We start from the raw sequence: 15,675 nt of genomic DNA on the forward strand, positions 1-15,675 counted from the left end.
GTTTGATCCTACTTCATGTGCAACCGGTCGAGTAACTCAAGGACCGCCGTATTCCACCCCACGGGGCCTGCCTCTTTGGTGCGTAATATTTGACCCCGCGCCTCTCCCTTTAGCTCTGGTAATGGGGCGCGATGTGGATTGGCCACGACAATACCAAAATCCACGTTTTCCAGCATTTGAATATCGTTGGGGGCGTCTCCCAGCGCGATTGTATGCTGTGGCTGGTAGGTTTGCACAATTTTTAACAGTTTATCGGCCTTGTTGCCTCCAAAAGAGAGGGTAAGAAAACGTCCGCCCTGTTGCGCTGTCACTCCGTGCTCCAGAAGACAGGCTAGGAAATCCGCTTGCTGTTGCGCGGTGCCCAGCCACTGCCCGGGTTCAGAATAGGCGCGGTGCTGTGCCAGTTTCGCCTGCGGCAAGGCCAGACCGGTCATTTCAACCAGCTGATCGGCGGTCATATCGCCAAAGCCGCGAAAACACTCGCGAAGCGCGCTGGGCAGTGTCTCAAGGGCAGATCTAACCGCATCATACTGCGCCCCCTGATGCGCGGTTGTGCCATGGGGCGAGAGAATGCCTGCGCCATTCTCGACAATGGCTGGCCAGTCTTCGAGCCCCAGCTCTGAGCGCAAAGCGCCAATTTCAGCGGCGGTTTTGCTGCTTGCCAGGACAACTGCAGCGGAGATGCGTTTGAGCGCTGTCAAAGCCTCTTGCGCAGCGTCCCACCGATAGGTGTCATGGTCGATTAATGTACCATCCAGGTCGGTAAAGACCATCACGCTAAGGGGATTTGTCATAGGCTATTTATGCCCAGCCGTATTGGTCAGGACAAGGTGGCTGAGGCCGGTGTTCGAATTTTGGCGCGCCTAAGCGCAGGCAGTGATGATTTTTTAGACGCAGGCGCATTCGCAGTGCCGGTATCAGTGCTGGGCAGAACAGCGTTTGTCACGTCTCAGCTATGGTTTGCAGCTTCAATTGCGATCAGTCATGGGGGTTTGTTTCACCTCTCAGGTTCAACGGGCGTCATATGCTGCCAGCGCTCTTTTGCGGCCCTCACCAATGCTGACAACCGGGGTTGGGTATGGATCGTCCTTTGACAGGCCCCAGGCACGCGGGCAGGCATCAAAAAACGCCAAAGCCTCTGGGCCGGGGGTTGGTGCGCGCTCTGCCAGAAACCGGTGAATGTAGGCCTGTTCGGCATCGAACTTTTGCGCCTGCGTTTCAGGATTGAAAATCCGGAAATAGGGCGCCGCATCTGGTCCGCTCCCGGCAACCCATTGCCATCCCATGGCGTTCGCCGCAGGGTCCCAATCAATGAGGCATTCCTCAAACCATTTCTGCCCAATGCGCCAGTGTTTTAGCATGTGTTTCGTCAGAAAAGACCCGACGATCATGCGGCCCCGATTGTGCATGTGGCCGGTCACGTACATCTCTCGCATGGCGGCATCCACAAGTGGAACCCCCGTGCGCCCCTGTTTCCATCGCAGAACCGCGTCATCCTCGTGCTCCGACCATGGGAAGTCATCCCACTGTGATCTCCAGTTTTCCTGGGTGATCTGGGGGGTGTGATACACCAGATGGTAGGCAAACTCGCGCCAGACCAGTTCCCGCAGAAAATGTTCCGCCCCGCGCTGGCCTTCTAGATATCCACGCAGCCCCGCATGCCAGACCGTACGAGGGCCGATTTCACCCCAGGCCAGGTTTTCGGAAAGACGGGAAGTTGCGTTTTGGGCCGGGAAGTCGCGGCGGTCTTTGTAGTCTCCAATTCGCGCACTCATGAAATCGGCAAGGCGCGCATTTGCCGCCTGTTCACCCACATTGGCATGTGGCGCCAAGACCCGTGCTCCGCGGTGCATTGCCGTTTCCAGCGCCCAGTCCTGTAACCGATCAGATTGCGGCCAGCTTTCAGGAGCCAAAAGCTGCTGGGGGGCAGCCTCAGGCGGGGCAACATCCAGATCTTTTACAGCACGCCACATGGGGCTGTAGACCTTGAAGAAACCGCCTTGTTTGGTCTTGACCGCCCAGGGTTCAAAGAGAAGGTGACCCGGCCAGCTTCGCGGTTTGAAACCTGCGTCTTTCAGTGTTGATTTGACCTTTGTGTCGCGTGCAATCGCGTCTGGGTCATAGGCGCGGGTCCACCAAATATCCTCGGCACCGGTTTCGCGCGCCAGGGCCAGCAGTTCCTCTGCAGCGGTTCCCCGCCGCAGGATCAGTCGGGATCCAACGCCCTTTAGGCGGTGTTCAAATTGTTCAATCGCTTGCGACAACCGCCATTTGGAGGCCGCCCCATAGGTTTCGGCAACCTCATCAAGCAAGAGCACTGGAATAACTGGGCGTTGGCTCTGGCTGGCAGCTAAAATCGCCGCGTGCTCCGCCAGCCTGAAATCTCGACGGAACCAGAAAATGATGGGTTTTGAGCTTAGCATCTTACTTCACTTGTTTATTCTCTTTTACCATATACGAAGGCTGGCCGGGAATGGTTCACTATCGTGCTTGGATTATTGCGGTGATCTGAACTCAGAATTGGATCGTATCACTGCTACAAGGAAACCAATGGGCCTGACCGTTTTTTAGGGACTGATCCGATATTCAGGACAGGTGAAATCGAGGCGCGTTCAATGCAAAACAGAGAGATGCCGTAACTCCCAAGCACCCCAGGGGCCAACGGGTTTTTGTCAGTTTTGATGTGGGTCCCGCTGGCTATTTGGCGCATGAATTTTCTGTTGTGGTCTGAATTTCGTGGCGCTGCGCCGATTTCTCTGAATCAGTGGTGAAATGGACCAAGTTTCTACCCTTGAACACTTCCTCGCCACGGCTCTACGCAGGATCGCCGAGTTGGAAGCCTCATTGGCGCGTATGGCGCAAGAGAATGCGGATTTGCGTAGGCAGTTGGCCAAGAACAGCAGTAATAGTAGCAAGCCGCCTTCGAGTGATGGGTTGAAGAAGCCGGCACCGCGTAGCCTGCGTGGTAAGTCCGGTAAGAAAAGTGGTGGCCAAGCTGGCCACCGGGGCGACACATTACGCCAGACAGCAACGCCCGACTTTGTGGAGCGACATGAAACTGCGCAGTGCGGCGGGTGTCAGCGCGCCCTGACGGCGGGGATGATCAAGGGGTTTGAGAGACGTCAGGTGTTTGACGTGCCGCCACCACGCCTGGAGGTCACAGAGCATGAGGCAGCGATTTATTGTTGTGGCCATTGCCGCACTACGGCGACCGCGGCCTTTCCCGATGGCGTGAATGCACACGTGCAATACGGTCAGCGCATTCGAGCGGCGGCGGTCTACTGCAATGTTCAGCAGCTGATCCCCGAGGATCGGGTCTGCCAACTCCTGCGCGATTTGTTCGGTGCCACCAGCCTGTGCGCGGCCAGCGTGACCAACTGGGTGAACGGCGCAGCGCGCACCTTGGGTGGCGTCGTCGAACACATTCTGGCCCGGCTCACTGAAGGCGGCGTTCGGCATCTGGATGAGACCGGACTTCGTGTCGCTGGTAAGCTGCACTGGCTGCACTCAATCAGCGATCACGCCTTCACGCATTATCGCATAAGCGCCAAGCGCGGTGCTGTTCCAGCCTTTCTGACCGGCGGGACAATTGTTCATGACCACTGGAAATCCTATTACGCCCATATGAGTGGGGTGGATACTCACGCCCTGTGCGGGGCGCATCATTTACGCGAACTCAAGGCTATCGAAGAGATCGAAAAGGAGCCGTGGGCGTGTGCAATGAGCGCGCTGCTCACCAGCGCCAATCAACTCAAGTGTGCTGCTCAAGGCCGAGGTGAGACCGAACTTTCGGCGTCGGTTTATCAGGGCATCATCACCAAATACATGGCAATCCTCACCGAGGGCCTCGCCTTCCATGAGCGACAAGCCCCGCTGGTGAGACTCCCTGGCGCGCGAGGCCGAGAAGCCAAACGGCCAGGCCACAACCTCTTGGTCCGCTTGCGTGACTACCGCGATGACGTTCTGAGGTTCCTTGCGGACTTCACAGTGCCCTTCACCAACAATCAGGCCGAACAGGACCTGCGCATGATGAAGTTGCGCATGAAAATTTCGGGAACCTTCCGCACTCTCGAGGGTGCTCAGGTCTTCGCTGACATCAGATCCGTCATCTCGACGGTCAGAAAACACGGGGGCAATATCCTCGAAACACTCACCCTATCACCACAACAGATCATCGCGCGGCTCTAACGGCGCCAGAGTAACCCAAAACCCGATATCCTCTGGAGTACTTGGGAGTTACGAGATGCCAATAAAAATCCGGCCGCCTTCTATCCGGCCACCTTCTATCCAGCGGGCCTTGCGCCGTGAGGGCCGTCAGGATGGGCTGAGATCGTGGACGGGCACGGGGTTGCGGTCCCCATGCTGTAGCTCGTCACGATCGGGTGTGCGCGTATGACACGCCGGGCACTTGTCATCGGGGCGTCGGGGGGTATTGGTGCTGCGCTTTGTACCGCCCTGGCCAAACATGGCTCTGAGGTGACACAAATTTCGCGGACCGCAGACGGGTTCGACTTAACCAACCCCGAGAGTGTTGAGCGAGTCCTGACCGCCTGCCATGGCCCCTTTGATACTGTTTTGGTTGCCAGTGGTATCCTTGCGACTGAGGGCGCGCGCCCCGAAAAATCGCTTTCGGAAATATCCGCAGAAAACATGGCGCAGGTCATGGCTGTAAATGCGATCGGCCCGGCGCTGGTTCTGCAAAACCTGCCACGGCTGCTGCCAAAAGACCGGCGCTGCGTCGTGGGGGTCCTCACCGCTCGTGTCGGCTCGATCGGTGATAACCATCTCGGGGGGTGGTACAGCTACCGCGCGGCCAAGGCTGCGGCCAATCAAATTGTGCGCACGGCAGCCATTGAGATCGCGAGAAAGCGCAAAAACGCCATTGTCGTGTCCTTACATCCGGGCACGGTGGAGACCCCCTTCACCAAAGCCTATCCCGGCCACCAAAAGGTCGCTCCAAGTGAGGCGGCCGCAAACCTTGTTGCGGTTCTTGATCAGTTGTCTCCCAGCCAGAATGGAGGCTTTTTTGACTGGGCAGGAAAACCCGTTCCATGGTGAAACAGCTGTTTTGTATTGAGCTTCTGGACCAGCGCAGCACTGGCAGCGCTGGTCTGTGACGCCCTGATCGCGGGATCAAACCGGATCACCCAGTGTTGCAGGCTATTGTGCTGCCTCATCTGGCTTGGCCCAGTCCTCCCAACGGGTGCCAGTGGTGACAATCGGCCCCTCCCAGGTAAACGGCATCTGGTGGATCGTTGTGTCGGCCCCCTGTATCAAAAGCACAAAGTAAGACGGAGCCATGGGCGCTCCCTTTAACAGATCTGCTTCGTCAAAATCCGGGATCGACTGGTTGCCCGTCGAGGCGACGCTGGCAAACTGAACCCCGGCAAAACACCCGTGGATCGGTGCGTGAACATGGCCAAAATGTATGTAGTCAATTTTGGCTGAATGGGCAGCGATCAGATCCCGGAACGGGGCGCGGTCTCTTTCAACCAATGAAATTTTGTCTTCAGCTGGCAGTCCCAACAGCATCGGGTTGTGATGCAGAAAAATGCGGGCGCGGTCACAATTGGCAAGTTCGTTGTGCAGCCAGGTACGGCGGGTCTCGCAGAAATGACCTGCGTGGGTTCGTTCCCCCACGCTGTCGAGATAAATAAAGCGCACGCCCTCCAGCGTTTCAGCGTAGTTTACAAACCCCGCCCCATCAGTGGGGTGATCGTTGAATACAGACAGAAATGTTTTGCGGTTGTCATGGTTTCCGATCAGCAAGCGCACCGGAATTTGCAGATCTGCGACAGCCTGTTGCAGCGCTTCATAGGCGGCCTGTTCCCCCCAATGGGTCAGATCGCCGGTAATGATGACGCGTGTGGCATCCGGGTGATGTGTGGCGACATCCGCCAGGGCCTGTGCAAACCGCGCATGGGGATCCAGCCCGCCCATTTCTTCGCCGGGAACTGTCAGATGGATGTCAGAAATGTGGATTATTTTCATGGGTGCCTGTCCAGAATAAGGGCGGCCGCGTGAGCAATTTCACGCGACCGTTGATCAGATGATTTAGCCGTTCGGCAGGAGATCAGCGACCTCTTCCACCAGCTCTTGCTGAAGCTCTTTCATGTCGGTGGCATCGCCGGTGACAATGCGCTCGATCCCGTCATAAAGCACTTGGGTGATCGCCAGACCGTTGTCCCCCGGATAGGCCAACCAGTCGCGCAGCAGCGGCAGCTGGTCGACGGCAGTCTGCTTGTTTGGGTTCTGCTCATAGAAATCGGCCAGGATCACTTCGTTGGCAGCCTTGTTGGGGGGCATGTAGCCTGTGGTTTTTGCCACCTCTGAGGCGCCTTCCCCGGAGGTGATGAACTTGAGCCAAGCCCATGCGGCCGCTTGTACCTTGGGATCCTCTGAGGTCGAGGTCAGCAAGGCGGCATTGCCCCCTGCGGGCAGGCCTTTGGGTGTTTCGCCCATGCCAGGAAACGGTCCGGTGACCAGCTCAAAATCACCCTGGGAACGCTCCACCGCACCCAGAGCAGAGGTGGACCAGAACATCATGCCGATCTCACCCGCTGAGAAAGACGACAGGGCGGCTTTCCACTCCAGGTTCCGCATCTCACATTTGCTGAAGATCTCCTGCATCTGCTCCATCGCAGCGAGGGCTTCGGGACTGTCGATGGTCACATGGCCATTTTCCACAATGGCCTTGTCCTGGGACCACATCAGGGCCTGCATGAACCAATTGCCGGTGATGTTCCATCCCCAGAAGACCGGGTTGTCAACGCCGTTGGCTTTCATGGTTTCACAGGCGGAGATTACCTCGTCCCATGTGGTTGGCAGCGCCTCGATGCCACCCGCGTTGAGGACATCCATGTTGTAATAGCCAACCGGCAGGGACACAGAGAATGGCAGGCCGAGCACCGCGCCACCAAAGGTGGAAAGCGACAGCATGGCATCGTGATAGCCCTCTTTGGCGAAATTTTCTTCCTTGGCGATAAAGGGCTCCAGTGATTTGGCAATGCCTTTATCGACCAGGATCTGCTGGCGGTTGAGACCCTGCATGGTTACATCCGGCAGGTTGCCCGACACAGCTTCGCGCAGGATGGTATTGGTGCCGTCCTCGTAGGATTCATAGGTGGCGCGGAACTTCACCTCGATGTTTGGATGGGCTTCTTTGAAGGCCGGCATCATGGCTTCATACGTGACATCAAACAGATGGCTGTAGGGGTAGGCAAACTCAATGGTTACAGTGTCTTCAGCGAAAACGGCGGTGGCGCTCAGGGCCAAGGCCATTGCGGTGGCAGTCAGTTTCATGGAATAGTCCTCTCTTGCCGGATCTAGGAGCCGATGTTTGCAGACGGGGGCTCCGGGGTTGTCCCTTGCGGGATTACGGGTGGGGGTGCCTTTGCGGGCGCCCCCACGTTCATTTCATGTCGCTATTTCATGCCGCTTAGGGTGATGCCCTCGATGAAGCGCCTTTGCGCCAGCATAAAGGCGACGATCAGCGGTGTGACGATGACCGTGGCTGTTGCCATCATCGGGCCAAAGTATGAACCATCTGCGCCGCCTTTGAATTCACGCAGCCCCAGAGGAGGCGTGAACAGGTCGCGGTTGCCGGTGACGACAATACGCGGCCAGAAATAGTCGTTCCAATGGGCCACGATCGAGAAGATCGCAAAGGCAAGCAGCGCCGGGATGGCTGTGGGCAACATCACCCGCCAGACGATGGCAAACTCCCCCATGCCATCCATGCGGGCGGCATCAATCAGATCGTCCGGCACCGTCATAAAGAACTGACGCATCAGGAAGATACCAAAGACCGAAATTGTCCAGGGCACCACCAGGGCGGCATAGGTGTTGGTCAATCCCAGTTTGGCCAAAAGGATGTAGAGCGGCAGGGCGATCGCATGAACGGGGATCAAAAGGCAGAACAACACCAGCGCAAACACTGCATCACGCCCCCAGAACTTGAGCTTGGCCAAGGCATAGGCCGCTGGCAGGGCCACCACCACTTGGATCAAAAAAATCGATGCGGTGACCAACAGGCCATTCAGCAAGTACCGCAGCAGCGGCGCCTCGCTGAAAGCCATGGTGTAGTTAAACACCACCGGGCGCATGGAACAGTCGGTTTCGGCTTCGGCAACCAGGGCCTCGCGGATGCTGCGGTCGCTTTGGCCCACAAACCGAGGCGCTGCAGCCTGGATATCGTCCCGGCTTGGATCCCTCAGCGCCACGCAGCGCTCATCTACCATCATGTCTTGATGCCCAAAAAAGCCACCTTCGCCCCGGTCGATTTCTCCGGGGGATTTAAAGGAGTAGCTGACCATCATGTAAAAGGGGGCGATAACGACAATCACACCGAGGATAAGAAGCAGATGTTTCCACCAATCGCGGGTCATCAGTAGTGAACCTTTCGTTCCACCAGCCAGCGCTGGATCAGGGTGAGGAACATGACAAATGCGAGGAACACCATCGTTATGGCCGAGCCGATACCGATCAGGTTCTGCTTCACGCCTTTCTCAAAGATGGCGAACATCATCACGTAGGTGGATTTATTGGGACCGCCGCCCTGCGGCCAGAAGGCTTCGATGGTGTCGAAAACCTGAAAGGCGCGGATGCAGGAGATGGTGACCACAAACACCGTGGTTGGCCCCAGGGCGGGCCATGTCACCAGGCGGAACCGGTCCCAGGCAGAGCGCGCTCCGTCCATTTCGGCGGCGTGATACAGCTCACGGTGAACACCGGTCAAACCCGCAAGATACAGCACCATGTTGAAGCCAAAGCCCTGCCAGATGCCGATGAAGCTGATCACCCAGATCGCATAGCGTTTGTCGCCGAGCCAGACGGGGAAGTGCTCGGCGCAGCCATGGGCCATAAAGGGCCAGATGCGTTCCAGAAACGTTCCGCAGCCGATCTCGAGCGTCTGATTTATCATGCCAATGGAGGGATGCAGCATGAATTCCCATGCGATGGCCATCGCCAGCAGCGTGGCCATGACCGGCAGGAAATAGATCGTCTTATAGATTTCGCGAAACCGCCCAAGAGAGTTGATCAGCAATGCCGCCCCCAGCCCCAAACCGACCGAAATTGGCACAACCGTCACCACATAGGTCAGCGTGGCGACGAACATTTTTTCATAGGTCGAGCGGGTGAACAGCTTTTCATAATTACTTGTGCCGACCCAGTCGAAGCCGCTGTTGCCCAGCGAATAATTGGTGAAGGACAAGAGCCCGGCGATCGCGATCGGAGCAAGTAGGATGATCACCATCAGGATGAGGGCAGGGGCGGTCAAAATCCAGGCGGTGCGGCGTTCTTTGGTGTTGTAAGACGAGGCTTCGGACGCGACGGCCTTGCCCGGCTGGGTATCTGTCAGCGACATGTCAGGCCACCACGGCTTTCGGCGCCCGTGTTGGACTGATCTCACGCAGGCGTGCGCCAGTGGCATCAAAAATCAGCGCCTTGGCCATGTCAAAAGTCAGACCGACCGATGTCCCCAGGGTCAATGACGCGCGTTTGTCGGACGGCGCACGGAAGGTGATGCGCGGCTCCAGCCCCATCACCTCAATCTGGATAAACATTTCAGAGCCAAGGTTTTCGCAATGTACCACGCGGCCCTGAATTGGCGCGTCTTCCCCGGCAAGGTGCAGGGCTTCGGGGCGTAGCCCAAGCGAGGCAACCCCTCTGGTCCGGCGATTGGTGGTGAGGGGCAGAACGTGACCAAACAAATGGATTTGCCCGGTCTCACTTAGTTCTACCGGCAACAGGTTGATTTTCGGTGAGCCGATGAACTCCGCCACCTCGATCCGGTCAGGATCGTCATAGACGGTTTCAGGCGACGCGCATTGCAATATGCGCCCCCCCATCATGACGGCGATGCGGTCCGACATGGTCATCGCCTCGACCTGATCATGGGTGACATAGACGAATGTGGCCTGCAGGCGGCGGTGCAACTGCGCGATTTCGGCGCGCGTCTGCACCCGTAGTTTAGCATCCAGATTGGACAGGGGCTCATCCAGCAGGAACGCCGCCGGATCACGGACCAAAGCCCGCCCCAAAGCCACGCGCTGTCGTTGTCCGCCAGATAGCTGACCGGGTTTGCGATCCAGAAGATGGGCGATTTCCAGCATCTCAGCCGCCTGCACGACGTCTTTACCGATCTCGCTGGCGCGGCGGCCGGTCCCGGGGAGGAGGCCGCCCAGGAGGGGCAGGCGTTGCAAGCTGTTCATCCGGCGCATCTTGAGAGGCACCGCAATATTTTCACCGACGCTAAGATGCGGGTAGAGCGCGTAGGATTGGAACACCATCGACAGATTTCGATCTGCCGCCCGCCGCCCGGCAACAGTTGTGCCATCAATGCGAACATCGCCCGAGGTCTGTGTCTCCAAGCCTGCGATGATCCTTAGCAATGTGGATTTGCCGCAGCCCGATGGGCCGACCAGAGAAACGAACTCGCCATCTGCGATATCCAGGGACACGGCTTTGAGGACTTCGGTCTCTCCAAAGCGTTTATTGATGTTCTCGATGCTCAATCCGGCCATCTGATTCCTCCATCTGACAGGGATGGTTTAGAAACCGCAGCCTTCACTTTTGTGACGTCATATTAGTGAAACTAATGGCAGCTAAGCCTTGGCCAATAGCAATGAGAGGCCCAATGCGCGCCAACCATCACCAGTTTGTGGCCTTTGCCTATGTTGTGCGTGAAGGGAGTTTCTCCGCTGCGGCGAACCGGCTCGGGGTCACGCAATCGGCGGTTACTCAGCATGTGGCCAAGCTCGAAAAACAGGTTGGATCACAACTGTTATTGCGCAATCGCGACGGTGTTGCCCTGACACGCACGGGACAGGAGCTATATGACCTGGCGGACCGTCTGGTCACTTTGGATTCTTCGATCAGGGAGCGCCTGGAAGGCTATGAAGCGATGTCGCGGGGGCATCTCAAGATCATCGCCAATGCACCGCTTCCGGCGCTGCGGGCCATCAGCCAGTTTCGCAAAATCTATCCGGACGTGGAAATTGACTTCTCGCTCTATGCCTGGACCACCGCGACGCGATTATTGCGTGAAAGGCGGGCGGATGTTGGATTGATCACGGATCCACCAAACATAGATGATTGGGTGCGGGTGGCGGTGCAAAAAACCCGCTACGTCGCCTATCTGCTGCCGAGTTCACCCTTGGCGCATCGTGATCTGCTGCGGTTTGAAGATCTACAACACGAGACGATCATCCTGCCGGAAAACGGCTCATTGACCGAACGGGTTGTACGTGAAGCGCAGGCAAAACACCGCATCCCGTTAAAACGTATCATAAAAATGACCACCTTTCCTCTCATGTGCGAGGCGGTTCTGCAGGGCGCTGGCATTGCCATCTTTCTCGGCAACAGCGGTCTCATCTCGCGGGGATTGATTGAGGTGCCTATCGCTGAGCTTTCAGAAACCCATGAAACTGCTGTGGTGGCGCCAAAGGACCGGGCGCGATTGCATCTGGTGAAAGCGTTTATTGATACGGCGTCCTCTTCGGCCTTTACCGAGCCCGAGCTGTGAAATCGAATTTGAACTCCTATTGATCTGCGGGACAGACCTTGAACCTGACCACTGGGAACGTTCGCACCACGGCCAAAGTCGCGATGAAATCCTCCCCTCCCAAAGCGCTGCCTTGCAGCAAGGCAGGTTCAGGCCCAAAGTAAACGTCCTTGACACCGCGCGCCTATGGCGGTTTTTGTCCACCATGACAGACCTTTCGACACAATCTCTGGATGACCTCAGCCTCGACGAGGCCGCACGACCAAAAGCGCCGCTGGTGCCGGCGGCAACGGACAGGCATCGTCGCCAAGGGCGGCAACTGGCGGCCATCCATCGGCAGTATTTGATGGAGATGGCCCAAATCGGCGCGGTCCTTGCACGGATCGAAGCACGAGACACACCGCCTGAGCACCTGAAGAAAATCGTGCTTTCGCTCGACATGGCTGAGAATTTTCAAGCCTTTGGTTCGCTTTGCGGGCGCGAGTGCCAGATTCTCAAGTTTCACCACGACATTGAAAGCGCTGACATGTTCCCCCGGATCGAGGCTTCGGGCGGAGGAAAGTTCCGCGAGGTTGTGGCCAAATTGAAGTCAGAGCACGAGGTGGTCCATGAGCTAATCATCCGCCTTGGTCGTGCAGCGGAGGCGCTGGCAGAGGTTCCGAGCGATGCAAATTTTGTTCAGGCCGCTGCCACCTTTCGAAAACTGGAAGAGGTCGTCCGCTCCCATTTTGGCTATGAGGAAACCGAATTGGCCGAGGCCATCGGGTATTACCTCGGGTCGATCTGACGGCACTTTTTCGGCGCCACAGGACAGACACCCGCCAGATAGATGCCCCCAGAAGACCACCAGGCGCGCTAACGTTTTTCATCCCTCGCCGCAGCAAAGAGCTTGGTTTGCAAGGCCTGCTCCCTGGGCGCAACAAACCTCTTTTCAGTCTTGAAGTGGGGTGGCCAGGTTCTGGGCGGTATGCGCGGGTTTCTTTGGGGGGCGCAGGGGCAAAGGCTAGCCCATCACGTGAACTGCACTAAGCAGGTGTGAGCCACTTTTCTATCTGAAAAGCGCAGGAAACGGGTTGAAAACTTATAACATGCACTTGCATGCCTAGGCCTGTGGGCGTAAAAACGCCGACGAAAACGCCTCGCCAGCCCCGATTCAGGGCAAGCCCAGCACCAACCTGAATCTTGGGGACTACCATGGCTATCCAAATTGACGCGCTGCGCGCTCGCCTTTTGTGCGGGACAGCGCTTACTCTACTTTCTGTTCTGCCTGCCACCGCGCAGGAGCTTGAGGGAGATGTCATCTCTCTTGATCCGATCCTGGTGCGCCAGCAGGATGAAAAGGGCAATGCAGCTGACCGGTCCTCATCGGTTTATGTGGCCGATGCGGAGCTGGAACGCGCCCGTATGGGGGATGTCAAAGATCTGTTTGCGGGTATCGCCAGTGTCTCGGTTGGTGGTGCAATCCCGGTTGCCCAGAAGATTTTTGTCAACGGTGTCGACATGCTGAACCTGGCGATCCAAGTGGATGGCGTGTCGCAGAATAACCGGGTTTTCCACCACCTCAGTGCCAATGCTTTTGATCCTGGTCTGATGAAATCTGTGCGCGTTGATCCCGGTGTCGCGCCTGCAGATGCCGGCCCGCGGGCCATGGCGGGACGTGTTGTGATGGAAACGGTGGATGCCGAAGATATCCTGACCGAAGGTCAAAGCGTCGGCGGCACCGCACGTATGAGCTATGGGGACAACGGCGGGACGGCACAGGGCTCGCTCACCCTGGCCGGCGAAAGCAACGGTTTTGAAATCGTCGCCTATGCAAAACGCGCCACGGGTGACAATTTTGAGGATGGCGACGGAACCGAAATGACCGGAACCGCAGCCAACATGACCGCAGCTCTGCTGAAGCTGGGCTACGAGTCAGAGCAGGGGCACCGGCTTGAGTTCTCGGCGCAGCAGATTGAAGATGAGGAATGGCGCAACGATAAGCCGAACTTTGGGCCAAGCTCAGGCGGCACCTATGCCTATCTGATCAAGCGCTATAACTACTCTTTGCGCTATGAAAATGTGAACAACACGGGCCTGTGGGACCCTGCTGTAACCCTTGGTTATTCAGGCACTGATGTCGATCGCCCCAATGATGCCTGGGCCGGCTCTACCAATTCGACCTCACGCACCTACTCCCTGGTGCTGCAAAATGAATTCCACCTGTCTGACAGCAACAAAATTACCGCGGGTGTCGATTTCCAGAACCGTAAAACCTCGATCTCGGGTTCTTGGGTGACACCGGACTTTGCATCAGAAGAATCCGACAATATCGGCGTCTTTGCCCAGGCCCGACTTGAGCCGACAGCCCGTCTGAATATTTCTGCCGGTATGCGCTATGACTGGCAGGACTTTACGGGCTATCAGTGGCTCCCAACGGATAGTATTCATACCTCCTCCCATAGCGGCGCCAGTGGGAACCTGTCAGTGACCTATGAGGTGACGGATGACTTCTCGCTGCGGGCGGGGTACTCGAATGTCTTTGGGGGACTGGACCTTGGCGACAGTTTCGAGTTCTGGTTGACGCGGGACTATTCGGGCCTGCGGCCGTCGCGGGCTCAGAACATCATCATCGGAGCTGATTGGACGCCGGGGGCCTGGACCATCAGCGGCGAGCTGTTCAAGACAAAATTTGATGATGCGCGAGACGGTACAACCGTGGTGGATTTTGAAAGCCAGGGCGTCAACATCGGCGCGACCTATGGCTGGGGCAGCGGCTTTGCGCGTCTGAGCTATGCATATAGCGATGCCACACTCGATGGTGCCCCGTCGAGCAGCTTCGATCTGCGGGACTTTGGCGCACCTTTGGGGCATGTCCTGTCTGTGGAAGTGCAGCAGGAACTGATGCAGTATAACACCCTACTGGGCGGCAGCATTGAAGCGGCAGCATCCTATGACGCCGGCGGATCTTACCAGGCAAAGAACTGCCAAGCTATGTTGTTGCCAATGTCTTTGCCGAATACACGCCACCGGCGTGGAACGGTGTGAGCATTCGGGGCAGCATCAATAATCTGTTTGATGAAACCTATGCGGACCGGGCGACCTATGGCGGTGAATTCACTGGCTTCCAAACCATGAACGAACCGGGCCGCAACTTTGTCGTCGAAGCGGTGATGAAGTTCTAAAACCCTGCCCAGATTGCCCAGATTGTGCTGACTGCCCTAAACCAAATGGTTTCAGGGCAGCAGTTTTATCAACAGGCGGGACAGGGTGTAGGCCTCGTCCGTTGTCATATGAGGACCAATCTCATCTTGCATTGCATCCCAGTAGACCGGCCAGATCCGGGCGTGCATGCCTTTGCCCTGTTCGGTCAGAAAAAGGATCTGCTTGCGCCGACCGTCCGCAATGAATTCGCGCCGCAACAGCCCAGCTTTTTCCATCCGGGAAATGTGGCGCGACAGGGCGTATTGAGCGACAAAGAGCTTATCCTCCAGCGCCGCCATGGGTTGGCCGCCGGGGCCAGCCAGCTCGACCTCAAGCAGAATTTCATACCAGATCGGATCATTGATGCCGCAGGTTTTCAGCGCCTTGGCAATGCGCGGCAGAAATTTGCGCTGGGCGCGCATGATGTTGAACCAAACACGGTTGTAGGAAACGACGGGGGTGTTGTCTCCGAAGTAATCTGCACTGCTGGAGTGTTCATCTCTGGCCGTCATAGGGAAACCTGCTGGGAATGCCGGAGTTATTCTAATCGGCTGCAAAGGCAGATTTCAACACCCAGAGTGAATGAAAAAAACAGGGAAACCCAGAATGTTAGTAGCCAATCCAAGCCAGGGTGATAGTTTGAGAACCGAAGCGGAATTCCGGTCTGCGCGCGCTTCGGGATACCTCGCCACGATGGCGAGTCATTTCTCGCATAAAATCGAAGTTACTGAAGTCGATGGCGCGGTGCATCTGCAGTTCGTCTGCGGGCTTGCGGTGCTTCGCGCGACCACGGACAGCTTGCATATGTGCATTGAGGCACCCTCAAAGGAGGAGATGCAGCAGACCTGTCAGGTGGTCGAAAGCCATCTTTTGCGCTTTGCCTTTCGCGAAAATCCTGAACCACTGGTCTGGCGCAAACTGTGATGGTGTTCTGGCCTTTGCCTGCGACCCAGAAGCGCTGGACAGGGCAAATACAATTCAATAGT

At 57.1% G+C, this 15,675-nt stretch carries 13 protein-coding genes and 1 pseudogene; 6 read left to right on the forward strand and 8 right to left on the reverse strand.

Features of this window, described 5'->3' with window-relative positions:
* Nucleotides 1-8: 8 nt before the first annotated feature.
* Both JZI28_RS05580 and JZI28_RS05585 read right to left on the reverse strand, forming a co-directional pair.
* Nucleotides 9-794, reverse strand: a complete 786-nt coding sequence (locus tag JZI28_RS05580; RefSeq protein ID WP_375699499.1) for an HAD-IIB family hydrolase — start codon at nucleotides 792-794, stop codon at nucleotides 9-11.
* Nucleotides 795-1,010: 216 nt separating this feature from the next.
* Nucleotides 1,011-2,423: a cryptochrome/photolyase family protein gene (locus JZI28_RS05585; RefSeq protein WP_375699500.1), complete on the reverse strand. Its 1,413-nt coding sequence runs from the start codon at nucleotides 2,421-2,423 to the stop codon at nucleotides 1,011-1,013.
* A gap of 349 nt (nucleotides 2,424-2,772) precedes the next feature.
* On the opposite strand from JZI28_RS05585, the gene JZI28_RS05590 reads away from it, so the two are divergent.
* Together JZI28_RS05590 and JZI28_RS05595 are read left to right on the forward strand one after the other, a co-directional pair.
* Complete coding sequence (locus JZI28_RS05590) at nucleotides 2,773-4,188, forward strand: IS66 family transposase (RefSeq protein WP_375698074.1); 1,416 nt, start codon at nucleotides 2,773-2,775, stop codon at nucleotides 4,186-4,188.
* A gap of 204 nt (nucleotides 4,189-4,392) precedes the next feature.
* The gene (locus tag JZI28_RS05595) at nucleotides 4,393-5,058 is read left to right on the forward strand and encodes an SDR family NAD(P)-dependent oxidoreductase (RefSeq protein ID WP_375699501.1); all 666 of its coding nucleotides are present in this window, start codon (nucleotides 4,393-4,395) and stop codon (nucleotides 5,056-5,058) included.
* 102 nt (nucleotides 5,059-5,160) lie between these two features.
* Here JZI28_RS05595 and JZI28_RS05600 read toward each other — a convergent pair whose 3' ends face one another.
* The 5 genes from JZI28_RS05600 to JZI28_RS05620 form a co-directional block, all read right to left on the reverse strand.
* Nucleotides 5,161-5,991: a metallophosphoesterase gene (locus JZI28_RS05600; RefSeq protein WP_375699502.1), complete on the reverse strand. Its 831-nt coding sequence runs from the start codon at nucleotides 5,989-5,991 to the stop codon at nucleotides 5,161-5,163.
* Nucleotides 5,992-6,054: 63 nt separating this feature from the next.
* Nucleotides 6,055-7,302, reverse strand: coding sequence for an ABC transporter substrate-binding protein (locus tag JZI28_RS05605; RefSeq protein WP_375699503.1), 1,248 nt, complete (start codon nucleotides 7,300-7,302; stop codon nucleotides 6,055-6,057).
* Nucleotides 7,303-7,424: 122 nt separating this feature from the next.
* Nucleotides 7,425-8,387, reverse strand: a complete 963-nt coding sequence (locus JZI28_RS05610; RefSeq protein WP_375699504.1) for a carbohydrate ABC transporter permease — start codon at nucleotides 8,385-8,387, stop codon at nucleotides 7,425-7,427.
* On the reverse strand, nucleotides 8,387-9,367 hold the full coding sequence (locus JZI28_RS05615; protein ID WP_375699505.1) for a carbohydrate ABC transporter permease: 981 nt from the start codon (nucleotides 9,365-9,367) through the stop codon (nucleotides 8,387-8,389). Before JZI28_RS05615 ends, JZI28_RS05610 begins: the two co-directional genes overlap by 1 nt.
* Before the next feature lies 1 nt (nucleotide 9,368).
* Nucleotides 9,369-10,526 (reverse strand): ABC transporter ATP-binding protein, encoded by a 1,158-nt coding sequence (locus JZI28_RS05620; protein WP_375699506.1) that lies wholly within the window; start codon nucleotides 10,524-10,526, stop codon nucleotides 9,369-9,371.
* 113 nt (nucleotides 10,527-10,639) lie between these two features.
* Between JZI28_RS05620 and JZI28_RS05625 the strand changes: the two genes are divergently transcribed.
* The 3 genes and pseudogenes from JZI28_RS05625 (at nucleotide 10,640) to JZI28_RS05635 (ending at nucleotide 14,670) form a co-directional block, all read left to right on the forward strand.
* Nucleotides 10,640-11,527 (forward strand): LysR family transcriptional regulator, encoded by an 888-nt coding sequence (locus tag JZI28_RS05625; RefSeq protein ID WP_375699507.1) that lies wholly within the window; start codon nucleotides 10,640-10,642, stop codon nucleotides 11,525-11,527.
* A 184-nt stretch (nucleotides 11,528-11,711) separates the two neighbouring features.
* On the forward strand, nucleotides 11,712-12,293 hold the full coding sequence (locus tag JZI28_RS05630) for a hemerythrin domain-containing protein (RefSeq protein ID WP_375699508.1): 582 nt from the start codon (nucleotides 11,712-11,714) through the stop codon (nucleotides 12,291-12,293).
* A 407-nt stretch (nucleotides 12,294-12,700) separates the two neighbouring features.
* Nucleotides 12,701-14,670: pseudogene (locus JZI28_RS05635) on the forward strand (TonB-dependent receptor plug domain-containing protein).
* Nucleotides 14,671-14,721: 51 nt separating this feature from the next.
* Here the strand turns inward: JZI28_RS05635 and JZI28_RS05640 are convergent.
* Nucleotides 14,722-15,201, reverse strand: a complete 480-nt coding sequence (locus JZI28_RS05640; RefSeq protein WP_295446646.1) for a MarR family winged helix-turn-helix transcriptional regulator — start codon at nucleotides 15,199-15,201, stop codon at nucleotides 14,722-14,724.
* 94 nt (nucleotides 15,202-15,295) lie between these two features.
* On the opposite strand from JZI28_RS05640, the gene JZI28_RS05645 reads away from it, so the two are divergent.
* A complete protein-coding gene (locus tag JZI28_RS05645) occupies nucleotides 15,296-15,613 on the forward strand; it encodes a DUF2218 domain-containing protein (protein ID WP_375699509.1) in 318 nt (105 codons plus the stop codon).
* Nucleotides 15,614-15,675: the final 62 nt, after the last annotated feature.

The organism is Pseudophaeobacter sp. TrK17, assembly GCF_042192375.1.
Lineage (GTDB): Bacteria > Pseudomonadota > Alphaproteobacteria > Rhodobacterales > Rhodobacteraceae > Pseudophaeobacter.